This is a genomic window from Isoptericola sp. NPDC057653 (assembly GCF_042799955.1).
Classification (GTDB): Bacteria; Actinomycetota; Actinomycetes; order Actinomycetales; family Cellulomonadaceae; genus Isoptericola.
The window spans coordinates 1312876-1339640 of record NZ_JBHVHP010000001.1; the positions used below are offsets into that span (position 1 = coordinate 1312876).

The following is a 26765-nucleotide window of genomic DNA, read 5'->3' on the forward strand; positions in this document are numbered from 1 at the left end:
GGCGAGGACTCCTTCCGTCGCCGGTGGCGGCGACCGTGGAGGACGGCGGGCGCGCGGGCGCCGGCGCGGAGCGGTCCTTCCTGACCTGCTCGACGCGTCGGCGCGGGGGTGCTCACAGGGTTCCCATCGCCGTGCACCCTACGGATCCGCCGGCCGGGGCGCGAGGCCATTTCCGCCGCGCGGGGGGCCGGCCGGTGCGGCCCGCCGCCCGGCTAGGGTCGGCGGGGTGTCCCCCGACCCGCAGCGTCCCTCCCTCTCGGCGGCTCTCGCCCGCCTCGACGACACCGACGTGCTCGCCCTGGTCGCCGGCGCCGAGCCGCTGTCCGTCGGGATCGGCGGGTCGACGTCGCGGACCCGGGTGCTCGGCACCGAGGTCTTCGTCAAGCGGCTGCCGCTCACGCGGATCGAGGAGCAGGCGCCCCGCAGCACGGCGAACGTCTTCGACCTCCCGCCGTCGTGCCACTACGGCATCGGGAGCCCGGGTTTCGGGGCCGGGCGCGAGATCGCGGCGCACGAGCTGACGACGGGCTGGGTGGCCTCCGGCGCGACGGACGCCTTCCCGCTGCTCCATCACTGGCGCGTCCTCGACCAGCCCTGCCACGCGGACGTCTCCGAGGTCGACGGCGAGGAGGCGCGGCGCCGCTGGGGCACGGCCTGGCCGCGCGTCCGCCGGCGGGTCGAGCTGCTGGCCTCCGCCCGCCGCAGCGTCGTGCTGTTCCTCGAGCACGTGCCGGACACGCTCGGCTCGTGGCTGCGGGGGGAGCTGGCGCGCGGCGCGGGGGCGGCCGCGATCTCGTCCGCGGCACGACAGCTCGTCGCCCTCGCGGACTGGACGGGCGCGCACGGCCTGCTGCACCTGGACGTGCACCCGGGCAACGTCCTCGTGCGGGACGGCCGCCTGCTCCTCACGGACTTCGGCCTCTCGATGCACCGCGACTTCCTGCTCGACCCGCACGAGCGCGAGTTCTTCTCCGCCCACGGGGGCTACGACCGCGACTCGGGTCTCGCGAGCCTGCTGCACTGGGTGCTGGCGGAGGCGGGCGTCGGCCCGCGCGCCCGCCGCCTCGCCGTGCTGGAGGCCGCCGCCCAGGACCCGCGGGCCGACGAGCTCCGGCCGCTCCGGGACCGGTGGGGGGACCGGTGGGGCGACGGCGCTCGGGTGGTGGCGGAGCACGCCGCCGTGGGAGCCGCCATGACGACGCTGATCGACCGGCTCTCCGCCGACGCCTCGGCCACGACCTACGCCGCGACCGTGCGCCCCGGCCCGGTCACCAGGACACGGTGACCGGCCCGATCAGCCCGGACGGGCGGCGGTCGCCCTCGTAGTAGTTGGCGGCGCTGTTGCTCACCAGCACCTCCAGCGCGCGACGCCCGGGCCGCAGGACGCCGGGGGCGAGGTCGAGCACGTGCGGCGCGGTGAGCGCGTGGCCCACGACCTCGCCGTCCACGCGGACCGTGGCCGCGTCGCCGACGACGCCGAGGTCCAGCCGCGCGGCGCCCGCGCCCGGCGGCACGTCCACCTCGGCGACGTACCGCACCGACCCGGAGAGCCGGCGCAGCCCGGGCTCGCGGGCCCAGTCGCCGAGGCCGAGCTCGTGCGCGGCGTCGTCCGGGGTGCCGGGGGCGTCGTCGTGGGTCGAGGCCGCGTCGCCCACGACCCGCGCCACCGTGCCGCGCCAGCCCGTCACGTCGACGCGGTGCGCGGGCGCCGGGGCGGCGGGCTGCACCGGGTGGCCGTCGGCGGCGACGAGCGCGAGGGTGCGCCGGCGACCCAGCACGACGAGCACCCGGCCGTCACCGTCCCGCTCGACCGCGCGCCGGGCGTCGGTGAACGGGTCCCACCAGCACGCGTCGTCGGGCGCGGCCGGCAGGCGCAGCGCCGTGCGGACCTCGTCCTCGCCCTCGTGGAAGAGGACGTACCCGGCCCCGCCGGACAGGACCACGGCGCGCAGGTCCGGCGCCGGGGGCTCGGCGTCCACCACCGGGGCCCCGGCCGCGCGCAGCCGGTCCTTGAGCGCCGCGACGTCGGGCACGCCGTCGTCGGGGTCGAGCAGCACCGGGCGCCCGCCGAGCCCCGCGCCGGCGCGGTCCACGTACCCGAAGTCGACCTGCGCCTCCAGCAGCGCGCGCACCACCGGGCCCGACGGCGCGGCGTCGGGGCGGCTCAGCACCCCGACCGGCCACACCGGCGGGTGCGCGGCGAGCAGCTCCGCCACCCGCCGGACGTACCCGACGAACGGCGGCAGGTGCGGCCACCACGAGTTCCACCGGCCGAGGTCCGGCTCGCTCTCGAACGCCCGGCCGCCGCGCACCGAGGCGAAGAACGCGTGCAGCACGGGCGTCGTCACGCCGCGGCTCAGGTACCAGTCGAGCAGCCAGCGCGCCTCGTCGAGGCCGAGCCGCCAGCCGTACGCGCCCAGCACCTCCGTGACCGACGGCGCGCCGCCGCGGGCCCGGGCGGCGCTCGCGGCCACCTTCGGGGCCGTGCTCTCCGGGCCCTCGAGGCCGCTGCCGTCGCCCGGCAGCACCCAGCGCCACACGGTGTCCTGCCCCGGCCAGTGCATGCGGGTCGCCGTGGCCAGGTCGTCCGGCTCGGCCGGGTGCCCCGTCAGCGCGACGCCGTGAGCCGCGCACCAGGCGGCCTGGGCGTCGTAGTAGACGCGGTGCAGCCGCGCGCGGACGGCGTCGTCGTAGGCGCGCACGAAGCCCGTGGCGCCCGGGTCGGTGCCGCCGGGGCGGGTGCCGTCGCCCGCGTCCCAGAGGGCGGGCAGGCGGCGCAGCACCTCCGCGACGTCGACCCCGAGCGACGCCGCGACCTCGGCCTCCAGCCCCGGCGTGTACGGGCGCGCGTGCGGCCGGTGCCCCCGGCCCAGCAGGAACGGCTCGTCGGTGAACATCGCGACGACGGTCGTGCCCAGGTGGTCGCCCAGCGCCGCCGCGTACGCGTCGTGCGTGATCTCCAGGAACGCCGCCACGGCGGCCGGGTCCAGCAGGTCCGCGGCGGCGGGCGCCAGGGCGGAGCCGTCGTCCTGCTCCGCGTGCGCGCCGCGGATCGTGCCGCCGCTCGCCGCGTCGAACACCGCCGTGACCGTCCAGGCGCCCGGCGGCAGGTCCAGGAGCACCAGCCCCGGCGCGCGCACCGGGAGCAGGACGGCGGTGTCGTCCCCGTCCCCGTCCACGTCCCCGTCCACGCCCCCGTCCATGTCGCCGGCCGCGGCGCGGCGCGCGACCACGGCGAGCAGCCGCGCGTCCAGGTCCCGGCCCAGTGCGGGGCGCCAGTACCCCGCGACGTCGTGCCGGGGGCCGTCGCCCGGCACGACGACGTCGCGCGGCACCGGCACCAGGCAGCGCGCGGCGAACGCCGGGTCGCGCGCCACCACGGCGCCGTTCGCCGACCCGGACGGGTAGGACGCCTCGTCGTAGAGCATCACCGCCAGGCCGAGCCGGGCGCACTCGTCCACCGCGACCCGCACGAGCCGCAGGAACTCGGGGGTCAGGTACCCCACGCGCCGGCTCAGCCCGACGCGCGCGCTGAGCGTCACCCCGACGAACCCGGCCCCGGCGATCTCCCGGAGCTGCGCGAGCACGGCGTCGTCGTCCAGGTCGTCGTTCCAGAAGACGAAGGCGAACGGCCCCACCGGGCCGCGGGGGACGTCGGGCATCAATTGACCCGCACGACGCGCACCGCGCCCGCGGGCACGGCGAGCACGCCGTCGACGGCGTCGCCCGTGAGCAGCTCGGTGCCCGTCACCAGTGTCCCGTCCGTGCCCAGCGCCGCGTCCGCGGCGGTGTGGTTGATCGCGAACAGCCACGACGTCGCGCCGTCCTGCGACCACCGCCGCACGACCTCCACGCCGGCCGGCGCCGGGACGTCGGCCGCCACGCCCGCCTCGGCGACGAGCTGCTCGGCCAGGGCGCCGAGCCCCGCCTCGTCCAGCCGCGTCGCGACGTACCAGGCGCGGCCGGACCCGACCTCGCGCCGCGTGACCGCGGGCCGCCCGGCGAGGGCGCCGTCGGCGTAGGCCGCGACGACCTCGGTGCCGTCCGCGGCGCGCGACTTCTCGGTCCACAGGTCGGCGACGGCGTCGCCGCCCACGGCCTTGCCCGTGACGCGGACGGTCTCGCCCTCCTGCAGCGGCCAGAACTCCTCGGTGCGCACGCCGAGCAGGTCGCGGAACGCGCCGGGGTAGCCGCCGAGCCGCACGTGGTCGCGGGGGTCGACGATGCCGGAGAAGTAGGTGACCACCACGGTCGCGCCCCGCTCGGCGGCGGCCGCGACGCGCGCCGCGTCCGCGTCGGAGACGACGTACGTGGTGGGCAGCACGACGAGGTCGTAGGCGTCGAGGTCGGCGCCCGCGGGCACGAGGTCGGTCGTGACGCCGAGCCGCCACAGCGCCCGGTACCAGGCCTGCACCTGGTCCATGTAGCGCAGGTGCTGCGAGGGGTGGGAGTCGAGCTCGGAGCCCCACCACGAGGGCCAGTCCACGACCAGCGCCGCACGGGAGCGCACGCGCGACCCGCGCACCTCGCCGAGCGCGCGCAGGGCGCGGCCGAGGGTGACGACGTCGCGCCAGACGTCGGAGTCGCGGCCGGCGTGCGGCACCATCGCGGAGTGGAACTTCTCGGCGCCGGCCTTCGACTGGCGCCACTGGAAGAACATCACCGCGTCGGAGCCGCGGGCCACGTGCTGCAGGGAGTTGCGCAGCATCTCGCCCGGCACCTTCGGGGTGTTGCGCGGCTGCCAGTTCACCGCGGACGTCGAGTGCTCCATGAGGATCCACGGCTCACCGCCCGCGACGCCGCGCGTGAGGTCGGCGGAGAACGCGAGGTCCACGTGGCGCTCGGGGTCCGCGGCCATCGTGTAGTGGTCGTTCGCGACGACGTCCAGCTCGGGCGCCCACGAGAAGTAGTCCATGCCCTTGGAGTGCGCGGTGGCCATGAGGTTGGTCGTCACGGGCACGCGCGGGGTGATCTCGCGCAGCGTGTCGCGCAGGTCGAGGTAGTAGTCGAGCAGCGCGTCGGAGGAGAACCGGTCGAAGTCCAGCTGCTGCGTGGGGTTGGCGAACGTGGGCGCCGACAGCGGCGGCAGCACGTCGTCGAACGACCCGTAGCGCTGCGACCAGAACGCCGTGCCCCACGCCTCGTTGAGGGCGTCGACGCTGCCGTACCGGTCGGCCAGCCACCGCCGGAAGTCGGCCGCGGCGGCGTCCGAGAAGTCGCGCGGCACGTGGCAGCCGATCTCGTTGTCCACGTGCCACAGCGCGAGGGCGGGGTGGTCGCGGTAGCGCTCGGCGATGCGGGTGGTCATGCGCAGCGCGTAGTCACGGTGCACGGGGTGCGTGACGGCGTACGACTGGCGGCCGCCCTGGTGCAGCACCGTGCCGTCGGCCAGGCGGGGGAGGATCTCGGGGTGCTTGCGGGTGAGCCACGGCGGGGGCGACGCGGTGGCGGTGGCGAGCGCGACGCGGATACCGGCGGAGTGCAGGCGGTCCATGGTCTCGTCGAGCCAGGTCCAGTCCAGCTCGCCCTCGCGCGGCTCGATCGTGGCCCAGGAGAAGATCGCCACGCTCAGGACGTTGACGCCGGCCTCGCGCATCAGCTCGAGGTCCTCGAGGCGCACGTCCTGCGGCCACTGCTCGGGGTTGTAGTCGCCGCCGAACCCGAGGCCGACGAGGTCGGCGTTCCAGGCGCGGTGGGTCGGGGTGGACTCCGGTGTCGTGCGTCGTCGCATGGCCCGAGTCTGTCATGTATCGATTCAAGCGGGAAGCGCTTGCCGCTTCCGGCGGCGCCTACGCCACCCCGGTCACGCGGCGCGCTGCCCGGCACGACGTCGAGGTGACGCCCGGCAGGCGCCCCGGCGGGACGGCGAGGTATGCGGGGGCTGCTCCCGCGCGTGGGGCTCGTTCCTGCTGCTCCAGCGTGGCTGCCGCGCCCGAAGCGCAAGCCACGAACACCGCGTGGCCCACCGGCACCGCCAGAACGCCCGCGGCCTCGTCGCTGCGCTCCCTGTCTCGACCGAGAACTTCTTCCGCCGCCGCCCTGCGGGTTGACGCACCGGCCGCTCACGGCGGCACTGGCTCCGCTGTCAGGAACGATCCCACCGAGTGAGCGAGGAGGGCGTCATGCTCAGTGTCGTCGAGGACGCACCGCGCAGGATCACTGGAGCGGCTTTCGACCCGACCAGATCAACCGCGTCGCGGCTGCGTGACGCACAGGCAGGGGAAGGAGGAGACCATGACCACCACCGCCGAGCGCATCCTCGCCGTGAACGCCGCCGCCTGGGACTACTGGCGCTGGCACGCCACCCAGCCGGGGGAGTGGATCGCCGGATATCTCGCCTCCCGCGGCCTGCGTGGCACGGTCGCAGGCCAGGCGCCCGCCGGCTGGGCACGGCTCGTGCCCACGCTGCGCCGCCGCGGCTTCACCGACACCGAACTCCTGGAGGCCAGCCTCGCCCTCTCGGCCAAGAACGGGGGAGTGGGCGACGCCTTCCACGACCGCCTGGTCCTACCGATCCGTGACACGAGCGACCGCATCATCGGGTTCACCGCCCGACGTAACCCCGCCACCGACGACGACCCCGACGCACCGCCGAAGTACCTCAACACCACAAGCACCCCGGCCTACGACAAGTCCCGCGCCCTGTACGGGCTCGACGCCGACGCCGCGGCCCGAATCGCCCGAGGCGGCACCCCCGTGCTCGTCGAAGGCGCCCTCGACGCCGAAGCCGTACGACGCGCCGGCAACGACCTGGTCCCGGTCGCCCTGTGCGGAACCGCGATCACCGCCGACCACCTGCAGCAGCTGCGCGACATCGACCCCGCCGCAGTGGGCCGGCTCACCACCGCCACCGACGCTGACACCGCCGGCCAGGGCGCCATCTGCCGCCTGTGGAACCTCCTGACCACCGATGAAGCGGCGACCGTGCGCGCGGCCGTACTCGAGCCGGGAACCGACCCCGCAGACCTCGTCCTTGCCGGCCAGCGCACCCAGCTCCGGGGAGCCCTCGTCGACGACGCTCGGCCGATCATCCAGGCCGCGATCGACGTCACCCTGACCGGATACGACCTCGAGCACGTCGAAGGTGCTCTAGCCAGCCTGCGGCACATCGCCGAGGCGATCCGAGGCGCCTCCCCCGCGGTTCTCGCGCAGGCAACGGGATACCTCGCCAAGCGCCTCGCCGACACCACCGACCACGACGTCGTGGTGAACGAGATCGTCGCGGCCGCGACGGGAGTCGCGCGGGAGGGCTAGCTGGCGGGGGTCCGCGGGTACTCGGCAACCACGGCCTGCCCCCTTGACGGCATGACGCGGGAGGCTGGACCATCACAGAGCCCGCTCGTCCCACAGCATCCGGCGAGTAGTAATAGGCTGAAACAAAAGGACGGGCCGGGGTTGCAGCCCCGACCCGTCGTGAAGGGCCTTCAGTTAAGAAGGTCCAGGAACATCCTCGTGATGTTGATGAGGGCTGAGACGATGGTCGCCCACCGCGCCAAGCGTGCCGGCCACGTCTCAGCTCTCGTCGTTCTCGGCGGGTCCGTCCCGCCCGGCAGGTTCTCCACCAGCCGTTCTCCCTTCGCTCGATCCGACTGTGCTCCACGGTCGAACTACACCGGTGTGCTTTGTGACCTCGCACACCTCGACCGCGCGATTTGAGTCTATGGACGGCCTCCAGCGAGGTCACGAACAGGTAACAGGCCTGGCGGGTCGCCGGATGGGGTTCGCGCACCTCGTCAGCGCGCTCCGGGTGCAGGATTCGGCGGAATTCCGGGCCATCCGCGATGCCGGCGGGCAGCCTTGCTGGTTCCTTGCCTGAGCAAAGCATGTGACCAAGGTCACAGTCGCTCGATACAGCGTGCCCACAGCGTGTTGCCGCATCGTGACGCACTGGACACGGCAGGCTCCGCCCCGCGTCTACGCGTCGATCGTGCCGACGGGAACGTGGCGACGGATAGTTGCCACGGATACGCCCAGGGCACGCGCGACGGCGGCGGCCGATTGGCCCCCGTGGATCGCGGAGCGTGCGGCCGCCAGTCGATCCGGGGTCATGACGCTGGGCCGTCCCCCGACCCGACCGCGCGATCGGGCTGCGGCCAGTCCATCGAGCGAGCGTCCGCGGATCAGGTCTGCCTCCATCTGGGCGAGTGCAGCGCGCATGTGGACCATGAACCGGCCCGCCGGGCTGCTCGTGTCGATCTGCTCGGACAGGGACCGCAGGGCTACGCCGCGGCGCTCCAGCTCGTCGATGACGCGCACCAGGTGGGACACGCTTCGGCCGAGGCGGTCGAGCTTCGCCACGACGAGTGAGTCGCCGGCGTCGAGCGCGCTCAGGAGCTGCGCGAGGACTGGCCGGTCGTTGCGCCGGCCAGGCGCGGTCTCGACACGCAGGTGCCGCGCATCGACGCCGGCGTCGAGGAGCGCGTCGCGCTGGGCGTCGAGGTTCTGCGTCGACGTCGAGACTCGGGCGTAGCCGAAGGTGATCGCCATGGCGCGACCGTAGGGAAAACCCCCGCCGGAGGTTCTGAACCGGCGGGGGTTTTGAAGGGGGTTTTTGAGCGGCGCGTCGACGGCGTGGCGAGGGTGCGGCGCCGCCCGGTCAAAAACGGTCGATTCTGACGCGCCGCGGCTCGTTGAAGGGACCGTTCAGCCGAGCCTCCGGGCGCGTGGATCCGTTGGTGCCAACGGGCTCACGTCCGTTGGCACCAACGGCTCATCGTGGCCGTCGCTCACTCATAGCGGAGCGAGGAGATCGGGTCCGCCTTGGCTGCCCGCAGGGCGGGCAGGGTGCCGGCGAGGAACGCGACGGCCATCACGCCGAGGACGACCGCGGCCACGGTGACCGGCTCGAACGCGAGGAGCGTCAGGCCTGGCAGCTCGGCGAGGATCGAGTCGGCCAGGGCGGTGGCGACGACCTGTCCGACACCTATCGCTCCGATGACTCCGAGTGCGCTGCCCAGCAGACCGATGACGACCGCCTCGATGCTGAACAGGGAGAACACCTTCGCGCTAGAAAGTCCCATCGCCTTCATGAGCCCGACCTCGCGGGTGCGTTCCTGGACGGCCATGAACAGGGTGTTGATGATGCCGATGGAGGCTGCGATTAGCGCGATGATCGCGAACCCGTTGAGCACCAGGGTCACGGTGTCGATGACCGAGGTTATCGAGCCGAGCTGATCATCCAGGGTGGTGGCGGTATAGCCGGCGTCGTCGAGGCGGTCCTTGAGCGCCGTGGTCGCCTCGTCGCCGGCGTCGACGTTGAACCACACGGAGGCCGAGGCGTAGGTCTCGCCCTGGTCGGCGGGCGCCCCGGCCTGCTGGAGCTCGTACAGGTCGGAGGTGAGGGCCTGGTTCGGGATGGCGCCGGAGCTGGAGATCAGGCCGGGTTCGGCGACGCCGACCACGGTCGCGGTCGAGGTGACCTGCTCGCCGGTGGCGTCGGTGAGGGCGAGCGTGATGTCGCTGCCGACGGCGTCCGGGGCGGCGTCGAAGCCGAGCGACTCGACGTAGCTCTCGGGCAGCACAATCTGCGGTTCCGCGGCGTCCAGGTCGACCTGCGTCCCGGCGGCGAGCTCGACCTCCATGCCGGGCACGAACTGCGAAAGGCTCAGCTGGTACCTGGTGCCGTCGTCGTACTGGACGTAGTCGAGGACGACGTTCTCGGCGGGCTCGACGCGCAGGACACCGTCGATGTCCGCGATCGCGTCGATGTCGTCGCCGGTAAGTGCCACCACTCCGCCGCCGCCAGCCCCGGGTGCCCCGCCCGAGGGCATACCGGCGCTGGAATCGATCTGATTCGGATCGTACTCCCGGGGGCCGTCCGCCTCCTCAGTCTGCTCGGTGGTCTTGGTGACGGTCATGACGTCGTCGACGCCGACGGAGGCGACGGTCGACTCGACGTAGTTGTTGATGCCGGCCCCGAGCGCGTTGGTCAGCGACAGCGTGAAGGCGCCGATGAAGATGGCCAGCACCGTGAGCGTGGTGCGCAGCTTGGAGCGGAACGCGTTGCGGAACGCGGTGCGGACGACGTCGACGGTCTTCATGCCGCGACCTCCTTCGTGCTCTCCTCGATGACGCCGTCGCGCACGTAGATGCTGCGGTCGCAGCGCGCGGCGAGGTCCTCGTCGTGAGTGACGACGACCAGCGTGATGCCCTGGCGGCGGTTGAGGTCGAACAGGATCTCCTCGACCTTGGCGCCCGTCACCGAGTCGAGGTTGCCGGTGGGCTCGTCGGCGAAGATGACCCGGGGCCGGTTGATCAGCGCGCGGCTGATGACGACCCGCTGCTTCTGCCCGCCGGACAGGTCGTTGGCCTTGTTGGTGGCCTTGTCCTCGATGCCGAGCTGGGCGAGGGCGGCCATCCCCCGGGTGGTCCGTTCGCGGCGGGGCGCCCCCGCGATGGTCAGCGGCAGCGTGACGTTGTCGAGCACGCTGGCCGAGGCGTTGAGGAAGAACTGCTGGAAGACGAAGCCGAAGGCTCGGTTGCGGGTCTTGTTGAGCTGGCCCTGGCTCAGCCGGGAGGTGTCCGTGCCCTCCAGGGTGATCGACCCGGCGGTCGGTCGGTCCAGCAGCGCCAGCAGGTGCATGAGGGTGGACTTGCCCGAGCCGCTCTTGCCGACGATCGCGAGGGACTCGCCCTCGACGATGTCCAGGTCGACGCCCTTCAGCGCCTCGAACGCGGTGGCTCCGGAGCCGTAGGCCTTGTGCAGACCTCGGACGGAGATCAGTGGTGTCGTCACGGTGGTGGTCCTTCTCCTGACGGATCGGTGGTGGTCGGTCGACGCGGCACCCTCACTCTCGGGCGTGGGGCCGGACCGGGAATCCCGCTCTCGCGGACACCCGTGTACCGCCGTCGCGGTACGCCGTCTCCTCCAGGCACGGGACGCGGTCGCGCCCGCGGTGGGCGATCCTGGACCGCAGGACCAGGGGCGATGACCATCGGACGGATCTGGAGGCGCGGTGACCACGACCGGAGCCATGCGGGCGCACCGTCCGCCGGTCCCGCGATGGCTCGGGCACGTCGCCGCCACCGTCACGGTCCTCGTCGCCGGCGGGCTGCCGAACCATCCCGGGCACGACTTCAGCTGGTCGCCGCAGGTCGTCGTCCTGAACCTGGTGGCGGCCGTCCTCCTGCTCGGGCGGCGTCGGTGGCCGGCGGTCGTCCTGCCCGCGGCCGTCGCCATGGTGCTGGTCAGCGTCCCGCTCGGGCTGTTCAACTCGGGGACGGTCACCGCGGTGGGGATCGCGGTCTACACCCTGTCGTTGCGGGGCATGCCGCACCCTCGCGGCATCACCGTCACCCTCCTGGCCGCCGCCGCGATGCTGGTCGCGTCGCTCGCCGCAGGGTCCGCGGCACCCCAGCACGTGCTGGTCATCCTGTTCGGGGGCGCGCTCGGCGACGCCCTGCACGCCCAGCGTGAGCACGTCGCCGCGATCACCGAACGTGCCGAGCGAGCCGAAGGCACCCGCGAAGCCCTCGCGCGCCAGCGGGTCGCCGAGGACCGGCTCGCGATCGCCCGCGACCTGCACGACGTCGTCGCCCACCAGATCGCCGTGATCAACCTGCATGCCGGCGTCGCCTCGTCCGCCCTGCGCTCACGTCCCGACGACGCCGCCGAGTCCCTGGGCGTCATCCGCAGCTCCTCGCGCACCGTGCTGCGCGAGATCGGCGACCTCATGGCGACGCTGCGTGACCCGGACGCGGTCGATATCGGGCCACCGGGCCTGGCCCAGCGCGACGACCTCGTGCGCGACATGGCGACCTACGGCCTCGACGTGACCGTGCGCGTCGACGGCGAACCCTACGAACCCTCCGCGGCCGTCGACGTCACCGCGCTGCGCGTGATCCAGGAGGCACTGACCAACGCGCACAAGCACGGCAGCGAGCACCGGGCACATCTGCTCCTGGAGTACCAGCCGCGCACGCTGCGGATCACCGTGACCAACCCCGTCCCGGTGGAGGCCGCCATCGGCCGGGCAGGGCACGAGGGGGCACCCCTGGGCACGAGCTACGGACTCCTCGGCACGCGCGAGCGGATGGACTCCGTACGCGGCACCCTGACCGCCGGGCCGGACGGCGTCGGGTCCTGGGTGCTGGTCGCCGAGCTGCCCACCGAGCAACGCGCGCCGGGCACCGCTGCGGACCCGGCCACCACCGAGGGGAACCCGTGATCAGAGTCCTTGTCGTCGACGACCAGACCCTCATCCGCTCCGCGATCGCTGACCTCGTCGGGCACGGCGACGGCCTGGAGGTCGTCGGGGAGGCCGCCGACGGCGCGCGCGCCGTCGAGCTCGCCCGCCGACTGCGGCCGGACGTCGTGCTCATGGACATCCGCATGCCGGGGACCGACGGCATCGCCGCGACACGCACCATCTGCTCCGACCCCGCGCTGCCGGACGTGCGCGTCCTGATCCTCACGACCTTCGAGGAGGATCAGTACATCGTCGGCGCGCTCCGGGCCGGGGCCAGCGGCTTCATCGGCAAGGGCTCCGAGCCGGAGCAGATCGTCGGCGCGGTCCGCGCCGTGCACCGCGGGGACGCCCTGCTCTCGCCCACCGCCACCCGGAGCCTCATCGACCGGTACGTCAACCCTGCCGTCGGGACGGACCGGCTGCCGCCCGCCCTGGAGCACCTCACCGAGCGCGAGGTCGAGGTCCTCACCCGGGTGGGCGCGGGGCTGTCGAACGACGAGATCGCCGAGGCGCTCGTCATCTCCCCGCACACGGCGAAGACGCACGTCAACCGCGTCATGACCAAGCTGCACGCCCACGACCGCGCCCAGCTCGTCATCGCGGCCTACGAGAACGGCCTCGTGCGCCCGCAGCACCCGTAGGCGCCGACGTACCGCGACCGCGGTACCCGAAGATGCCGCCGACGCTGGACGACCCGGACGGCGCCCGCGCGGACGCTGGATGCCATGACCACCTCCGCCCCCGCCCAGACTGCGGCCGAGACCCCGCCGCGCGGCACACGCCGGATCGGCGCGGTGTTCGCCGGACTTCTCGTCGCGATGCTCCTGGCATCCCTCGACCAGACCATCCTCGCCACCGCCCTGCCCACGATCGTCGGTGAGCTCGACGGCGTGAACCACATGCTCTGGGTCACCACGGCGTACCTCGTCGCGGCGACCATCATGATGCCGATCTACGGCAAGGTCGGCGACGTCCTCGGCCGGAAGGCGATCTTCATCGGCGCCCTGTCGATCTTCGTCGTCGGATCGCTGGTCGGTGCCCTCGCCCCCGACATGACCTGGCTCATCGTGGGCCGCGGGATCCAGGGCATCGGCGGTGGCGGGCTGATGATCCTGTCCCAGGCGATCATCGCCGACGTCGCCCCCGTGCGGGAGCGCTCCAAGTACATGGGGGCCATGGGTGCGGTCTTCGGCATCTCGAGCGTGATCGGGCCGCTGCTGGGCGGCTGGTTCACCGACGGGATCGGCTGGCGCTGGGCGTTCTGGATCAACATCCCGCTCGGCATCGCCGCCATCGTCTGCGCGGCGGTCTTCCTCAAGCTGCCCCGGCACCACGTCAAGGTCCGGCTCGACGTCTGGGGCATCCTCACGATGGCCGTCGCGGTGACCTCGATCGTCCTCGTCACGTCCTGGGGCGGGGGCGAGCACGCCTGGGACTCCGGCGTCATCATCGGCCTCATCATCACGGCGGTCGTGGCCTCGGCGGCGTTCGTCCTAGCGGAGCACTGGGCGGCAGAGCCGATCATCCCGCTCAAACTGTTCAAGAACCGCAACTTCGTCCTCGCCACCTCAGCCGGCCTCTTCATTGGCGTGGCGATGTTCGGCTCCATCTCGTACATGCCGACCTATCTGCAGATGGTCGCCGGCGTCGGGGCCACAACCTCGGGCCTGCTCATGATCCCGATGGTCGTCGGCCTGATGTCGACGGCGATCACCACCGGTCTGCTGGCCTCGCGCACGGGCCGGTACAAGTGGATGCCGATCGCCGGCATGGCGGTCGTAGCTGTGGCCCTGGCCCTCATGTCGACCCTGACTCCCACCACCCCGATCGCGGTGCTGCTGGGCTACCTGTTCCTGTTCGGCGCGGGCATCGGGCTCGCCATGCAGATCCTCGTGCTCATCGTGCAGAACTCCTTCCCCGACCGGGAGGTCGGCACCGCCACGGCGTCGAACAACTTCTTCCGCGAGATCGGCGCGTCGATCGGCGGTGCCGTCGTTGGCGCCATCTTCACGAGCCGGCTCACGAGCCTGCTCACCGAGCGCATGACGGCCGATGCCGCGGCCGCCGGCGGCCTGGGGGACACGAACTCCCTCACCCCGGCCGCGGTGAGCGCCCTGCCCGACGCCCTGCAGGACCTCGTCGTCGGGGCCTACAACGACGCCCTCACCCCGGTCTTCCTCATGCTGTTGCCGATGATCGCCATCGGGTTCCTGCTGCTCCTGTTCGTCAAGGAAGTGCCGCTGCGCAGCACTAGCACCGAAACCACAACCGCAGATGCACCGGCGGACGAAGCCATCCACGAATCGCCTCAGCGAGCAACCACAGCCAGTAACGAGCCGCCCATGCCAGCAGCTATCAAGACCACCCCCGCGGCACGCTCAAGTTCGCAGGAGTAGCCTCCGCAACCCGCTCAGGGACCCTGATCCGGCCGTCGTCGTTGGGCGAGATGGGCAACGGAGGAGCTGTCCACAGGCGTAGGTCGCGAATGCCACGTCGCGACCACGCCCGGGGCGCAGTCCGGCGGAGGTTTAGACACCCGGAACCCCATTTCTGCCGCGCCTCGGAGTCGGGTCCTTTCTGACGTACGAGCGTGGTGACCCATCCGGCGCGACTCGCACCAGTAAACTGGTAGGGGTGCGTGCCCGTGAGGTGCGAGTTCCTGGGCATGTGGCGCCTCGCGGAACGGCTCGGTGGTGGGTTCGTCGAGCCTCGGGCATGGCCGGCGAAGCGCCGGCGGACCATGGACTCCGACGCTCCGAGCGTCCGCCTGATGGCCGCGGATCAGGGCGACGCCGCGGCGCTCCCGCTCGTCGACGACGCGCACGAGGTGGGACACGCGTTGCCCGAGCCGGTCGAGCGTGGCTACGACGCCAGTGTCGGCTTCTTCGACGTCGGCCAGTCCGTCTACCCTCTGGTCGATGACAGAGAACAACGGTCTCATCGAGGTAGCTCAGGCAAAGCTCAGTCCGCATCGAGTGGGCGATCGCCTTTTCGGCAACGTCGCCGCCGCGCTCGAAACGACTTCCGGCGCGATCCACGCAGGCGTGTGCATCGACACCGGTTCCGGGACCGGCTTCTGCGCCGAGCACGCCGCTATCGCTTCGATGGTCACCAGCGGTGAGTACGCAATCGCACGCATCGTTGCCGTGTGGCGGGACGCGCAAGGGCGTCTGACCGTCCTTGCCCCTTGCGGCCGTTGCCGCGAGTTCATCAGGCAGATTGATCCGTCCAACATCGAGACAACGGTCCTTCTCAGCCATGGCAAGACGGCACCTCTCCGCGATCTGCTCCCAGAATGGGAATGGCCCGAGCCGGAACCAGCCGTCTTCTCTCGGTGACGACACGTCGCGCGAGGCCGACCAGTATGACTTGCACTGGTCGACTGGTAGAGGTGCGTGCTCGTGAGATGCGAGTTCGGGGTGGGCCGCTTGAACGCCTCACCCCTGTTGGGCAAGGCGCCGGTGGACGGTTGAGACCGGCACCCCGAGTGCCCGCGCGACGGACGCCACGGAACTGGCCGCCAGAACCCGACGCTCGCGCGGATGCGAGCCGCTCGGACGACCACGGCCGAACTGCGGGCATGCCATCATCGGCCGATGGGAGCAACGGCCAAGACCCGTCCGCAGCACGTAACGCCCGTCGGTCGCGATCTTGAGAAGGTGCACCGGTTCGCCAAAGACCTCCTTGCTCAGCACGGCCTCGACGGTGACTGGTCCGTCTTCTGGGCGGAGTCGTTGGAGAACAGTGATGGCGGCGGGGCTACGCGTGCCCACGCGCAGCGCATCGTCTTCAGCGCTGCCCACATGGCGATACTTCTTCCGGACGAGCGTCGCGACGCGGTTCGGCACGAAGTCGCGCACGCCATCGTGGGCGTCGCAGCTGGGCACTCAGACGTGTGGCGGAGCAAGGCCATCGAGCTCGGCAGCTCTGGAGCCACGTCGCATTCGCCCAACGCGTTGCTCTACCCCTGGTACGGCCTCTGCCCCGATGGCCACCCCTTCGTCTCAGTCCGGCCGCCGGGCCTGGCCGGCTTCGTCTGCGAGGAGGACGCTCACGACGGGCCCGTCCAAGTGACAACATGGAAGAGGAACGCCAGGTCTCGGGCCCATGACCCTGGCGTCAAGAAGATGGCTGAGATGTTTCCCGAACCTGTCCCCGCGCCCGCGTTTGGCATCGGGGAGACGGTCTACGTCATCCCGTACGGGGACGAGAAGTACGACAACGCGCCGTTGACGGTGATTCGGGTTTCGGCACGTCAGTACGTCACTCGCCACGCTGACAGCGACGAAGATGTCACCGTGGAATTCGAGGGAGTCTCCGCCGCTCCTACCGAGTGATCCCCGTCGACCAACCGCCAGCGTTCGAACGGGTGCACAAACGGCCGGTGTGCGTCCGCGCGCAGTCACGCGCCAGTTAGCTGGCAGCGGTGCGTGCGCTTGGGGTGCGAGTTCCTGGACGGATAGGTGCCTCGTCGGTGCGCTAGGCGACGGATGCCTCACTTGGTCACGGAACGACGAGCTGGTCGTTGACCGCGACCACGGCGTCCCCGGTGATGGTTTCGGTGCTGACCAGTGGGCCAGTCAGGTTCTCCCCGGTGTTCCCGATGATCGCCTGCACGTCCTCGGGCTGGTTGCTTGCGATCGGCATAGTCACGCTCACGTCGTAGGTGCCGGAGGGCAGTGGCCCGCCGCCGTCGGAGAACGGCCCGAACTCGGCCCTACCGTCCTGCAACACCTGTGGGTCTTGGGCCATGAAGGCGCCTTCCTCGAACACCGCGCCGCCGAGCTCTGTACCGTCGGGCAGGTTCGATTCAGCGGTTACCGACACGGTGCCGTCGTCGTTGACGATCACGTTCATGGTCAGTTCCGCCTCGATCGTCGCCGGCGGCTCTGACGACGCAGGTGGTGCCGGTGCCGGTGTAGGCGTCGAGCAGCCACTGAGCGCGAGCAGTGCGGCGGCCCCCACCAGGGCGATGGTTCGCTTCATGGCGAGAGGCTACGGTCGCCGCGGATGGTGCGGCCGGAGGCAAGCAATTGGTCACCCGGGTGAACTCGACACGTACTGCCAGAAGGATGGTCAACCACTCCATCCCTCCGAGGAATCCTGCATCAGATGCACGAAACCTGCGGTGAACTGCGGCGACATGGCACGCGCCGCAGAGAGTCTGGCGATGCTACGACGGGGCGACCGATGCCCTGACCTGCACAGGCGTGGAAATCGTCGTTAGGTGCGAGTTCTTGCATCAGGTGCAACTCGCACGCGTTCATGACCGATAACCCACCTTATGTCGGATAGGTTCTGTTGCCTGCTTCGAGGTGTTCAAAGTCCGGATGGTCGGCACTCACCGGCGCTCGGTGGGCCGGCGCGCCCGAGCGCGGGTGCACGGTCGGCAGGTGGGCGGTGAAGTCAGCCCACCCCGGTCGTGGACTCCCGGACGACCAGCTCGGGCTGGAACGTCACCTGCTCCACGGTGTCCTCCGGGTCGAGGAGGAGGTCTGCCGCGCGGTGGCCGAGCTGGTGCGTGGGCTGGCGCACCGACGTCAGCGGCGTGGCCAGCTCGCCGGCGAAGGCGACGTCGTCGTAGCCGACCACGGCCATGCCCGACGGCACCGGCACCCCGGCGGCGCGCAGCGTGCGCAGGGCACCCAGCGCGGTGAGGTCGTTGACGCACATCGTGGCCGTGGGGCGGTCCGCGAGGCCGAGCACCTGCTCCGTGCCGGCCTGACCGCCGTCGGCGTTGAGGGTCGCGACGGTGATCTCGACGAGCGCCTCGCCGGGGTCGAGGCCCAGCTCGACGAGCGCGTCGCGCAGGCCCTCGCTGCGGTCGGCGCACTGGCGGATCGTGTGCGGGCCGTTGAGGAAGGCGATGCGCTCGTGGCCCAGCTCGACGAGGTGGCGTGCGGCGGCCCCGGCGCCCGCCTTGTCGTCGACGGCCACCGACGACAGCGTCCCGACGGGCGACGGCCGGTCGAGCAGCACCACGCGCAGCCCGCGGCCGCGGAGCGTCTCGAGGTGCTCGACGTCGTCCGTGGCGGGCACCACCATGACGCCCTGCACGCCGTGCTCCTCGAACAGGCGCAGGTAGCGGGCCTCGCGCTCCGGGTTCTCGTCGGAGCTGGCGAGCATGAGGGTGTAGTCCGCCTCCTCCAGCCGGTCCTCGATGCCGCGGGCGACGTCGGTGAAGAACGGGTTGGAGACGTCGAGCACGATGGCGCCCGCCGTCGTGAGCGTGCCGGCGCGGAGCTGGCGGGCGGAGCCGTTGGGCACGAAGGCCAGGTCGTCGATCGCGGCGAGGACGCGCTCGCGGGTGGTGGGGGACACCCGGTCCGGGCGGTTGAGCACGTTGGAGACGGTGCCGACCGACACCTTGGCCTGGCGCGCGACGTCGCTGATCGACGCGCGGCGGCGGGGGGCGGTCGTCGTCATGTGTGCTCCTCGTGGTTCGGGCGCCTCGTCACGCCTGGGCTCCAGCGTAGAGGTACCTGTGCGTGGTCCGGTGTTGCTAGGTTCATCGTATGAACCGTTTCACAGACGACGGTGCGACGACGCACGTCTGCTTCGTGTCCCGGGTGCGGCGCGACCGGCTGGACGAGTACAGGGCGGCCCATGCCGCCGTCTGGCCCGAGATGCTCGAGGCCCTCGCCGAGACCGGCTGGCGCGACTACCGCCTGTTCCTCGGCGCCGACGGGCTGCTGGTCGGCGTGCTGCGCACGGACGACTACGAGCGCGCGCAGCGGGACATGGCCGCCCGCGAGGTGAACGAGCGCTGGCAGGCCGCGATGCAGGGGTTCTTCGAGCCCTCCGAGGGCCGGCCCGACGAGGGCTTCGTCCAGCTCGAGGAGGTGTTCCACCTGGAGGCGCAGCTCGACGCCGCGCGCCGCGCCGGCTGACCCGTGCGGCGGTCAGGACCGGCGCCGCGTCGACCCGCCGCCGGCCCTGACGGGTCGCGCGGGCGGTCGCGGGGCCGATGACCGATCCTGAGCGGGCGGTTGACGCCGCCGGGGCACCCGCCTAGGGTATGAAACGATTCAAAGCGCGGCCGCACGACGGGCGCCACAGCACCGCGTGACGGAGCGCGGACGAGGAGGAGACATGACGGCGACGACGCCCGTGCTCGACGCACGGCTGCGCAAGGCCCTCGGCGAGCAGACCATCGAGCTGCCCTCGTGGGCGTTCGGGAACTCGGGCACCCGGTTCAAGGTCTTCGGCTCGCCGGGGACCCCGCGGGACCCGTACGAGAAGATCGCCGACGCCGCGCAGGTGCACGCCTACACCGGCATCGCGCCGCGGGTCTCCCTGCACGTCCCGTGGGACCTGGTCGACGACTTCGCCGACCTGGCCCGGCACGCCAAGGAGCACGGCGTGACCATCGGGATGATCAACTCGAACCTGTTCCAGGACGACGACTACAAGCTCGGCTCGCTCACCCACGCCGACCCGGCCGTGCGGCGCAAGGCCGTGGCCCACCACGTGCAGTGCATCGACGTCATGCGTGCCACGGGGTCCCAGGAGCTGAAGATCTGGCTGCCGGACGGCACCAACTACCCGGGGCAGGACTCCATCCGCGCCCGCCAGGACCGGCTCGCCGAGTCGCTGGCGGCGATCTACGCGGAGCTCGACGACGACCACCGCATGGTGCTCGAGTACAAGTTCTTCGAGCCGGCGTTCTACCACACGGACGTGCCGGACTGGGGCACCTCGCTGCTGCACTGCCTCGCCCTCGGCGAGAAGGCGAAGGTCGTGCTCGACACGGGCCACCACGCGCCCGGCACCAACATCGAGTTCATCGTGGCGCAGCTGCTGCGTCAGGGCCGGCTCGGCGCCTTCGACTTCAACTCGCGCTTCTACGCGGACGACGACCTCATGGCCGGCGCCGCGGACCCGTTCCAGCTGTTCCGGATCATGCACGAGATCGTGGAGGCCGACGCGCTGCGCCCGGAGTCGGGGGTGAACTTCATGCTCGACCAGTGCCACAACGTCGAGGACAAGGTCCCCGGCCAGATCCGCTCGGTCATGAACGTCCAGGAGGCCACGGCCAAGGCGCTGCTCGTCGACGCCGACGCCCTCGACGCCGCGCAGCGGTCGGGCGACGTGCTCGGCGCGAACGGCGTGCTCATGGACGCGTACAACACGGACGTCCGCGGCCTGCTCGCCGACCTGCGCACGGAGCAGGGCCTCGACCCCGAGCCCATGCGGGCGTTCGCGGCCTCCGGCTACCTGGCGAAGATCGCCGCCGAGCGCGTGGGCGGCACGCAGGCCGGCTGGGGCGCCTGAGATGACGACGACGGCGACCGGCGCCACCGCCGGCACCCCCCGGGCGGGCGCCGGCCCGGACGCCGTGACGGTCTCCGACCGCGTGCTCGACGGGCCGCACGGCGACCTGCGCGTCCGCGTCTACGTCCCGGCCGGGGCGCCGGTGGCGGGCCTGGTGTGGGCGCACGGCGGCGCGTTCGTGCACGGCGACCTGGAGATGCCCGAGGCCGACGGCGTGGCGCGCGGCCTGGCCGCGGCGGGCGTCGCCGTCGTGAGCGTCGAGTACCGCCTCGTCCCGGCGATCGACTACCGCGCCTCCGAGGCGGAGCCCGGCGCGGGCGGCGTGCGGTTCCCGGTGCCGTCCGAGGAGGTGGCGTTCGCGTTCGCGTGGGCGTCGGCCACCTCGACCGGCCCGGTGGCCGCGAGCCTCGGCGTCCCCGCCGGCCGCTGGTCCCTCGGCGGGGCGAGCGCGGGCGGCGACCTCGCCGCCGGGGCGGCGCTGCGCCTGCGCGACGGCGAGGTCCCCGGCGTCCCCGGCGTCCCCGGCGTCCCCGGCGTCGACGCCGGCGCGCCCCGCAGCGTCGTGCTCGCCTACCCGGTGACGCACCAGGAGCTGCCGGTGCCGAGCGCCGAGCTCGCCGCGAAGATCGCCGCCCTGCCGCCGGAGAAGGACTTCCCGCCGGCGGCGGTGCGCGCGATGAACGCGAACTACCTCGGCCACGACGGCCCGGCGACCTCGCCCTACGCGTTCCCCGGCGGTCACGACCTGCGCGGCCTGCCGCCCACGCTGATCGTCAACTCCGACCACGACGCGCTGCGTTCCGGCGGCGAGGCCTACGCCGCCGAGCTCGCCGCCGCGGGGGTGGACGTCATGGTCGACCGCGAGGACGGCACGACGCACGGGCACCTCAACCAGCCCGACCACCCCGGCTGCGCGCGCACCCTCGCGCGGTTCGCCGCCTGGTTGACCGGCGACGCGCTGGTCGGCACCGCGCACGAGCCGCCGCGCTGACCCGTCGCCCTCCCCGCACCCGCACCCACTCACGTCCGTCGGCCGACGGACCGATCCCCGGAGCACCGATGACGAACGAGACCACGAACCCGACCGTGGAGGCCCTCGTGGCGCGGTCGAACCGCCTGGGCGCCGACCCGAGGAACACCAACTACGCCGGCGGCAACACGTCCGCCAAGGGGACCGCGCAGGACCCGGTGACCGGCCAGGACGTCGAGCTGCTGTGGGTCAAGGGCTCCGGCGGCGACCTCGGCACCCTCACCGCGCCCGGCCTCGCCGTCCTGCGCCTCGACCGCCTGCGCGCGCTGGTCGACGTCTACCCGGGGGTGGACCGCGAGGACGAGATGGTGGCCGCGTTCGACTACTGCCTGCACGGCAAGGGCGGCGCCGCGCCCAGCATCGACACGGCCATGCACGGCCTCGTCGACGCCGCGCACGTCGACCACCTGCACCCGGACGCGGGCATCGCGATCGCCACCGCGGCCGACGGCCCGGAGCTCACGCAGAAGGTCTTCGGCGGCAAGGTCCTGTGGGTGCCGTGGCGCCGGCCCGGCTTCCAGCTCGGGCTCGACATCGCGGAGCTCAAGGCCGCGCACCCGGACGCGATCGGCACCGTGCTCGGCGGGCACGGCATCACCGCGTGGGGCGACACGGCCGAGGAGGCCGAGGCGAGCTCGCTGTGGATCATCGAGACCGCGGCCGCGTACATCGCCGAGCACGGGAGCCCGGAGCCGTTCGGCCCCGCGCTCGACGGGTACGCCGCCCTGCCCGAGGACGAGCGCCGCGCGAAGGCGGCCGCGCTCGCCCCGCACCTGCGCGCCGTCGCGTCGCACGACCGGCCGCAGGTGGGCCACTTCACCGACGCCGACGTCGTCCTCGACTTCCTGGCGCACGCCGAGCACCCGCGCCTCGCCGCCCTCGGCACGAGCTGCCCCGACCACTTCCTGCGCACCAAGGTGAAGCCGCTGGTCGTGGACCTGCCCGCCACCGCGACGGTCGCGGAGGTCGTCGAGCGGCTGCCCGAGCTGCACGAGGCGTACCGCGCCGACTACACGGCCTACTACGAGCGCGGCGCCGCCGAGGCCCGCGCCCGCGGCGAGGAGCCGCCCGCCATGCGCGGCGCGGACCCGGCGATCGTGCTCGTGCCGGGCGTCGGCATGTTCTCCTACGGCGCGGACAAGCAGACCGCGCGCGTCGCGGGGGAGTTCTACGTCAACGCCGTCAACGTGATGCGCGGCGCCGAGGCGCTGTCCACGTACGCCCCCATCGACGAGTCGGAGAAGTTCCGCATCGAGTACTGGGCGCTCGAGGAGGCGAAGCTGCAGCGCAAGCCGAGGCCGAAGCCGCTCGCGACCCGGATCGCGTTCGTCACCGGCGCGGCGTCGGGCATCGGCAAGGCCATCGCGACCCGCCTCGCGGCGGAGGGCGCCTGCGTCGTCGTCGCCGACCTCGACCTGGCGAAGGCGCAGGCCGCGGCCGCCGAGATCGGCTCGGCCGACGTCGCGGTGGGCCTCGCGGCGAACGTCGCGGACGAGGCCGCGGTGCAGGCCGCGCTCGCCGAGGCCGTCCTCGCGTTCGGCGGCGTCGACATCGTCGTGAACAACGCGGGCCTGTCGCTGAGCAAGTCGCTGTTCGACACCACCGAGGCCGACTGGGACCTGCAGCACGACGTCATGGCCAAGGGCTCGTTCCTCGTGGCCAAGAACGCGGCGCGCATCCTCGTGGACCAGAAGCTCGGCGGCGACATCGTCTACATCTCGTCGAAGAACTCCGTGTTCGCGGGACCGAACAACATCGCGTACTCGGCCACCAAGGCCGACCAGGCGCACCAGGTGCGGCTGCTGGCCGCCGAGCTCGGCGAGCACGGCATCAAGGTCAACGGCATCAACCCGGACGGTGTGGTGCGCGGGTCGGGCATCTTCGCCTCGGGCTGGGGCGCCAACCGCGCCAAGACGTACGGCATCGAGGAGCAGGACCTGGGCGCGTTCTACGCCCAGCGCACGCTGCTCAAGCGCGAGGTGCTGCCCGAGCACGTCGCGAACGCCGTCTTCGCGCTGTGCACGCCCGACTTCTCGCACACCACCGGCCTGCACGTGCCCGTCGACGCCGGCGTGGCGCAGGCGTTCCTGCGGTGACCGGCGCGACCCCGGGCCCGGCGCGCGCGGGCGTCCTGGCCGCCGTCGACCTGGGCGCCACCAGCGGTCGGGTGATCCTCGGCCGCTTCGACCCCGCGGCGGGCCCCGGCGGCCTGCGGCTGCAGCACGTGGCCCGGTTCCCCAACGACCCGGTGCGCACCCCCGACGGCCTGCACTGGAACCTGCTGGAGCTCTACCGCCAGGTGCTGGACGGGCTGGCCGCGGCCGAGCGGGAGGCGCCGGGGGAGGTGCTCGGCGTCGGGATCGACTCGTGGGCCGTGGACTACGGGCTGCTGCGCGCCGGGCGGCTGCTCGGCGCGCCGTACCACTACCGCGACGGGCGCACCGCGGCCGGCGTGGAGCGGGTGCACCCCCGGGTCGACGCCGCGGCGCTGTACGCCCGCAACGGCCTGCAGCACCTGCCGTTCAACACGGTGTTCCAGCTCGCGACGGAGGGGCCGCTGCTCGACCTCGCCGACCGCGTGCTGCTGGTGCCCGACCTGCTGGCGTACTGGCTCACCGGCGCCGAGGCGGCGGAGCGCACCAACGCCTCCACGACCGGGCTGCTCGACCCGCGCACGGGGGAGTGGGACACGGGCCTCGCCGACCTCGTCGGGATCCCGGCGGGCATCCTGCCGCCCCTCGTCGACCCCGGGGCGCCGCTCGGCGTGCTGCGGCCGGACGTCGCGCAGCACGTGGGCCGGGCCCTGGAGGTCACGGCCGTCGGCTCCCACGACACGGCCTCGGCCGTCGTCGCGGTGCCCGCGACCGAGCGGGACGCCGCGTACGTCTCCTGCGGCACGTGGGGGCTGGTCGGCCTCGAGCTCGACGCCCCCGTGCTCACGGAGGACGCGCGGGTGGCCGGCTTCACCAACGAGGGCGGCGTGGACGGCCGCACCCGCTTCCTGCACAACGTCATGGGGCTGTGGCTGCTGTCCGAGTCGATCCGCACGTGGGAGCGGGAGTCCACGGACGCCCAGCGGTCGAGCACCCTGCAGGAGCTGCTGGCCGAGGCGGCGCGCGTCACCGGCCCGGTGACCGTGTTCGACGTGGACGACCCGCGCTTCCTGCCGCCGGGCGACGTCCCCGGCCGTATCGCGGACTGGTGCCGCGAGCACGGCCGGCCGGTGCCGGCGACCCGCGGGGAGTACGTGCGCAGCATCGTGGAGAGCCTCGCGCAGGCGTTCGCGGACGCCGTCGCGACGGCGGCCCGGCTGGCCGGCCGGCCGGTCGCGGCCATCCACGTGGTGGGGGGCGGCGCGCAGAACACGCTGCTGTGCCAGGCGACGGCCGACCGCTCCGGGCTGCCGGTCGTGGCCGGTCCGGTCGAGGCGACGGCGATCGGGAACCTGCTGGTCCAGGCCCGCGCGCGGGGGCTCGTGGACGGGGACCTGGAGGACCTGCGCGCGATCGTCGCCGCGGCCTTTCCGCCCGAGCGCTACCTGCCGCGGTAGGACGGTGCCGAGGCGGCGGTCGTGAGGCGGTGGCCCGGCGCGTGGCCCTGCCCATGGACGTGGACCTGTGCGTGACCGGGGCCGTGGCCGGGAGCGGCGCCCGCCTGCGGCGCGGGGACGGTGAACTGCGCCCACACGTGCTTCTCCCCGCCGGCGCGGTACCAGCCGACGCGGTCCGCGACGGTCGCGGCGAGCCGCAGCCCGTGCCCGCCCTCGCCGGGCTCGCGGCCCTCCGGGACGACCGGGGGCGCCTCGGGGCTGCGGTCGACGACGTCGAGCACGGCGACGTCGCCGTCGCACAGCAGCCGCGCCACGACCGGCGGGCGCGCGTGCTCCAGCGCGTTCGCCACGAGCTCGCTCGCGACCAGCACCATGCGCTGCGTGCCGGACAGCCCACCCGCGGCGGGGGACGGCCCCACGCGGGCGGCGGGACAGTCGCACGGCAGCCGTGTCTCCAGCTCCGAGCGCACGTCCGAGAGCTCGTCGACGGTACGCAGCGTCCACGACCCGACGACGTCGAGCCGCCCGGGAGGCCAGGCCTCGACGGGGGTCACCGACGCACGTCCTCAGCCATGCCGCCTCCTGTGTCGTCCGGGGTGGAAGGTGCCGCGCGGCCGCGCCCGCGGCCGAAGTCCGTCGTCGACCCTACTGCCCGCCACCGCCCCCCGCGCGCGCTGCACGGGTTCGCCCCGCGCGCGCCGCTGACCTGCGCCGACGCCGCTGACCTGCGAGGACATGGGTCGAGGCCCGGTCGGCCCCCGTCAGGGGGCCGACCGGGCCTCGGTCGTCGTCGGCGGAGGCCGGCGCCGCGGCTACTTGATGCCCGCGGTCGCGAAGCCCGCCACGTAGCTGCGCTGCGCGAAGAGGAACACGACGATCATCGGCACGACGTACAGGATCGACGCGGCCGCGATGAGGTTGTTGAGCGGGAAGCCCTGGTCGTTGACGTAGCCCGACGCGAGGGCGACGGCCAGGGTCGTGTTGTCGTAGTTGAGCATGAGGTTCGGGGTGATGAAGTCGCCCCACACGCCCGTGAACGACAGCACGAACACGGTCACGATGATGGGCTTCGACACCGGCAGGAAGATGCGCATGAAGGTGCCGAACCGCGAGCACCCGTCGAGCGTGGCCGCCTCCTCGAGCTCGCGGGGCAGCCCCGCGAAGAACTGCCGGTAGAGGAAGATCATGAACGGCGACCCCGAGATGCCCCACAGCACCCACGGCCAGTAGGTGCCGACGAGGCCGATCTGCGAGAACAGCAGGTACGTGGGGATCAGGGTGACGATGCCGGGGACGAGCATCATCGAGATCAGCACCCCGAACATGAACTTCTTGCCGGGGCCGCGCAGGCGGGCGAAGCCGTACCCGACGAGCGCCGAGAAGAACGTCGAGAGCACGCCCGAGATCGTCGCGAGGAAGACCGAGTTCAGCGCGTAGACGGCGAACGGCTCCTCGGTGAAGACGCTCACGAAGTTCTCGACCGCTGCCGGGACCGGGAACCACACGAAGTCGGCGCTCGAGAGCTGGTCGCCCGACTTGAGCGAGGTGATGACGAGGAGCAGGAAGGGCAGCAGCAGGACGATCGAGATGATCGTCAGGGCGAGGAACACCCCGGGCCGCGCGCGCCGCTTCCCGTGCGGCCTGCGGGGCACCCCGGAGGTCGTCGTGGTCTCCGCGGTCGCCGCGGGGTCCGCGGACGGGATCGTCAGGGTCTCGGGCATGG

At 72.7% G+C, this 26765-nt stretch carries 21 protein-coding genes; 12 read left to right on the forward strand and 9 right to left on the reverse strand.

Annotation, left to right across the window (positions count from 1 at the left end; genetic code table 11):
• Nucleotides 1–226 precede the first annotated feature (226 nt).
• Nucleotides 227–1285 carry a phosphotransferase gene (locus ACFU9A_RS05945; RefSeq protein ID WP_430574332.1) on the forward strand — a complete coding sequence of 353 codons (1059 nt, stop codon included), beginning with the start codon at nucleotides 227–229 and terminating at the stop codon, nucleotides 1283–1285.
• On the opposite strand, the gene ACFU9A_RS05950 is transcribed toward ACFU9A_RS05945, so the two are convergent.
• Together ACFU9A_RS05950 and ACFU9A_RS05955 are read right to left on the reverse strand one after the other, a co-directional pair.
• Nucleotides 1269–3662 carry a hypothetical protein gene (locus tag ACFU9A_RS05950; protein ID WP_430574333.1) on the reverse strand — a complete coding sequence of 798 codons (2394 nt, stop codon included), beginning with the start codon at nucleotides 3660–3662 and terminating at the stop codon, nucleotides 1269–1271. The genes ACFU9A_RS05945 and ACFU9A_RS05950 overlap by 17 nt on opposite strands.
• Complete coding sequence (locus tag ACFU9A_RS05955) at nucleotides 3662–5731, reverse strand: beta-galactosidase (protein ID WP_430574334.1); 2070 nt, start codon at nucleotides 5729–5731, stop codon at nucleotides 3662–3664. Before ACFU9A_RS05955 ends, ACFU9A_RS05950 begins: the two co-directional genes overlap by 1 nt.
• Nucleotides 5732–6264: 533 nt before the next feature.
• Here ACFU9A_RS05955 and ACFU9A_RS05960 point away from each other — a divergent pair.
• Complete coding sequence (locus ACFU9A_RS05960) at nucleotides 6265–7254, forward strand: toprim domain-containing protein (RefSeq protein ID WP_430574335.1); 990 nt, start codon at nucleotides 6265–6267, stop codon at nucleotides 7252–7254.
• 660 nt (nucleotides 7255–7914) lie between these two features.
• Here the strand turns inward: ACFU9A_RS05960 and ACFU9A_RS05965 are convergent.
• From ACFU9A_RS05965 to ACFU9A_RS05975, 3 genes are all read right to left on the reverse strand, one after another.
• The gene (locus ACFU9A_RS05965; protein WP_430574336.1) at nucleotides 7915–8487 is read right to left on the reverse strand and encodes a recombinase family protein; all 573 of its coding nucleotides are present in this window, start codon (nucleotides 8485–8487) and stop codon (nucleotides 7915–7917) included.
• Nucleotides 8488–8726: 239 nt separating this feature from the next.
• Nucleotides 8727–10040, reverse strand: coding sequence for an ABC transporter permease (locus ACFU9A_RS05970; RefSeq protein ID WP_430574337.1), 1314 nt, complete (start codon nucleotides 10038–10040; stop codon nucleotides 8727–8729).
• Nucleotides 10037–10735: an ABC transporter ATP-binding protein gene (locus tag ACFU9A_RS05975; protein ID WP_430574338.1), complete on the reverse strand. Its 699-nt coding sequence runs from the start codon at nucleotides 10733–10735 to the stop codon at nucleotides 10037–10039. Before ACFU9A_RS05975 ends, ACFU9A_RS05970 begins: the two co-directional genes overlap by 4 nt.
• Nucleotides 10736–10955: 220 nt before the next feature.
• Between ACFU9A_RS05975 and ACFU9A_RS05980 the strand changes: the two genes are divergently transcribed.
• From ACFU9A_RS05980 to ACFU9A_RS06000, 5 genes are all read left to right on the forward strand, one after another.
• A complete protein-coding gene (locus ACFU9A_RS05980) occupies nucleotides 10956–12167 on the forward strand; it encodes a sensor histidine kinase (protein ID WP_430574339.1) in 1212 nt (403 codons plus the stop codon).
• Nucleotides 12164–12829, forward strand: a complete 666-nt coding sequence (locus tag ACFU9A_RS05985) for a response regulator (RefSeq protein WP_430574340.1) — start codon at nucleotides 12164–12166, stop codon at nucleotides 12827–12829. Before ACFU9A_RS05980 ends, ACFU9A_RS05985 begins: the two co-directional genes overlap by 4 nt.
• A gap of 84 nt (nucleotides 12830–12913) precedes the next feature.
• Complete coding sequence (locus ACFU9A_RS05990; RefSeq protein ID WP_430574341.1) at nucleotides 12914–14584, forward strand: MDR family MFS transporter; 1671 nt, start codon at nucleotides 12914–12916, stop codon at nucleotides 14582–14584.
• Between the two features lie 522 nt (nucleotides 14585–15106).
• Nucleotides 15107–15526 carry a cytidine deaminase family protein gene (locus ACFU9A_RS05995; RefSeq protein ID WP_430574342.1) on the forward strand — a complete coding sequence of 140 codons (420 nt, stop codon included), beginning with the start codon at nucleotides 15107–15109 and terminating at the stop codon, nucleotides 15524–15526.
• Between the two features lie 258 nt (nucleotides 15527–15784).
• Nucleotides 15785–16525, forward strand: coding sequence for a hypothetical protein (locus tag ACFU9A_RS06000; protein ID WP_430574343.1), 741 nt, complete (start codon nucleotides 15785–15787; stop codon nucleotides 16523–16525).
• A 166-nt stretch (nucleotides 16526–16691) separates the two neighbouring features.
• Here the strand turns inward: ACFU9A_RS06000 and ACFU9A_RS06005 are convergent, their stop codons facing one another.
• Nucleotides 16692–17174 (reverse strand): hypothetical protein, encoded by a 483-nt coding sequence (locus tag ACFU9A_RS06005; RefSeq protein WP_430574344.1) that lies wholly within the window; start codon nucleotides 17172–17174, stop codon nucleotides 16692–16694.
• 420 nt (nucleotides 17175–17594) lie between these two features.
• Entirely contained in the window at nucleotides 17595–18614 is a 1020-nt protein-coding gene (locus ACFU9A_RS06010; protein ID WP_430574345.1) for a LacI family DNA-binding transcriptional regulator, read from the reverse strand.
• 89 nt (nucleotides 18615–18703) lie between these two features.
• On the opposite strand from ACFU9A_RS06010, the gene ACFU9A_RS06015 reads away from it, so the two are divergent.
• The 5 genes from ACFU9A_RS06015 (at nucleotide 18704) to ACFU9A_RS06035 (ending at nucleotide 25042) form a co-directional block, all read left to right on the forward strand.
• Nucleotides 18704–19078 carry an L-rhamnose mutarotase gene (locus ACFU9A_RS06015; protein ID WP_430574346.1) on the forward strand — a complete coding sequence of 125 codons (375 nt, stop codon included), beginning with the start codon at nucleotides 18704–18706 and terminating at the stop codon, nucleotides 19076–19078.
• 202 nt (nucleotides 19079–19280) lie between these two features.
• On the forward strand, nucleotides 19281–20462 hold the full coding sequence (gene rhaI, locus ACFU9A_RS06020; protein ID WP_430574347.1) for an L-rhamnose isomerase: 1182 nt from the start codon (nucleotides 19281–19283) through the stop codon (nucleotides 20460–20462).
• Between the two features lies 1 nt (nucleotide 20463).
• Nucleotides 20464–21453 (forward strand): alpha/beta hydrolase, encoded by a 990-nt coding sequence (locus ACFU9A_RS06025; protein WP_430574348.1) that lies wholly within the window; start codon nucleotides 20464–20466, stop codon nucleotides 21451–21453.
• A 68-nt stretch (nucleotides 21454–21521) separates the two neighbouring features.
• Nucleotides 21522–23588 carry a bifunctional aldolase/short-chain dehydrogenase gene (locus tag ACFU9A_RS06030; protein WP_430574349.1) on the forward strand — a complete coding sequence of 689 codons (2067 nt, stop codon included), beginning with the start codon at nucleotides 21522–21524 and terminating at the stop codon, nucleotides 23586–23588.
• The gene (locus tag ACFU9A_RS06035; protein ID WP_430574350.1) at nucleotides 23585–25042 is read left to right on the forward strand and encodes a rhamnulokinase family protein; all 1458 of its coding nucleotides are present in this window, start codon (nucleotides 23585–23587) and stop codon (nucleotides 25040–25042) included. The genes ACFU9A_RS06030 and ACFU9A_RS06035 overlap by 4 nt, the downstream gene beginning before the upstream one ends.
• Here the strand turns inward: ACFU9A_RS06035 and ACFU9A_RS06040 are convergent.
• Together ACFU9A_RS06040 and ACFU9A_RS06045 are read right to left on the reverse strand one after the other, a co-directional pair.
• The gene (locus ACFU9A_RS06040; RefSeq protein ID WP_430574351.1) at nucleotides 25027–25596 is read right to left on the reverse strand and encodes an ATP-binding protein; all 570 of its coding nucleotides are present in this window, start codon (nucleotides 25594–25596) and stop codon (nucleotides 25027–25029) included. The two genes, ACFU9A_RS06035 and ACFU9A_RS06040, sit on opposite strands and share 16 nt — an antisense overlap.
• Before the next feature lie 258 nt (nucleotides 25597–25854).
• On the reverse strand, nucleotides 25855–26763 hold the full coding sequence (locus ACFU9A_RS06045; protein ID WP_430574352.1) for a carbohydrate ABC transporter permease: 909 nt from the start codon (nucleotides 26761–26763) through the stop codon (nucleotides 25855–25857).
• Nucleotides 26764–26765 lie beyond the last annotated feature (2 nt).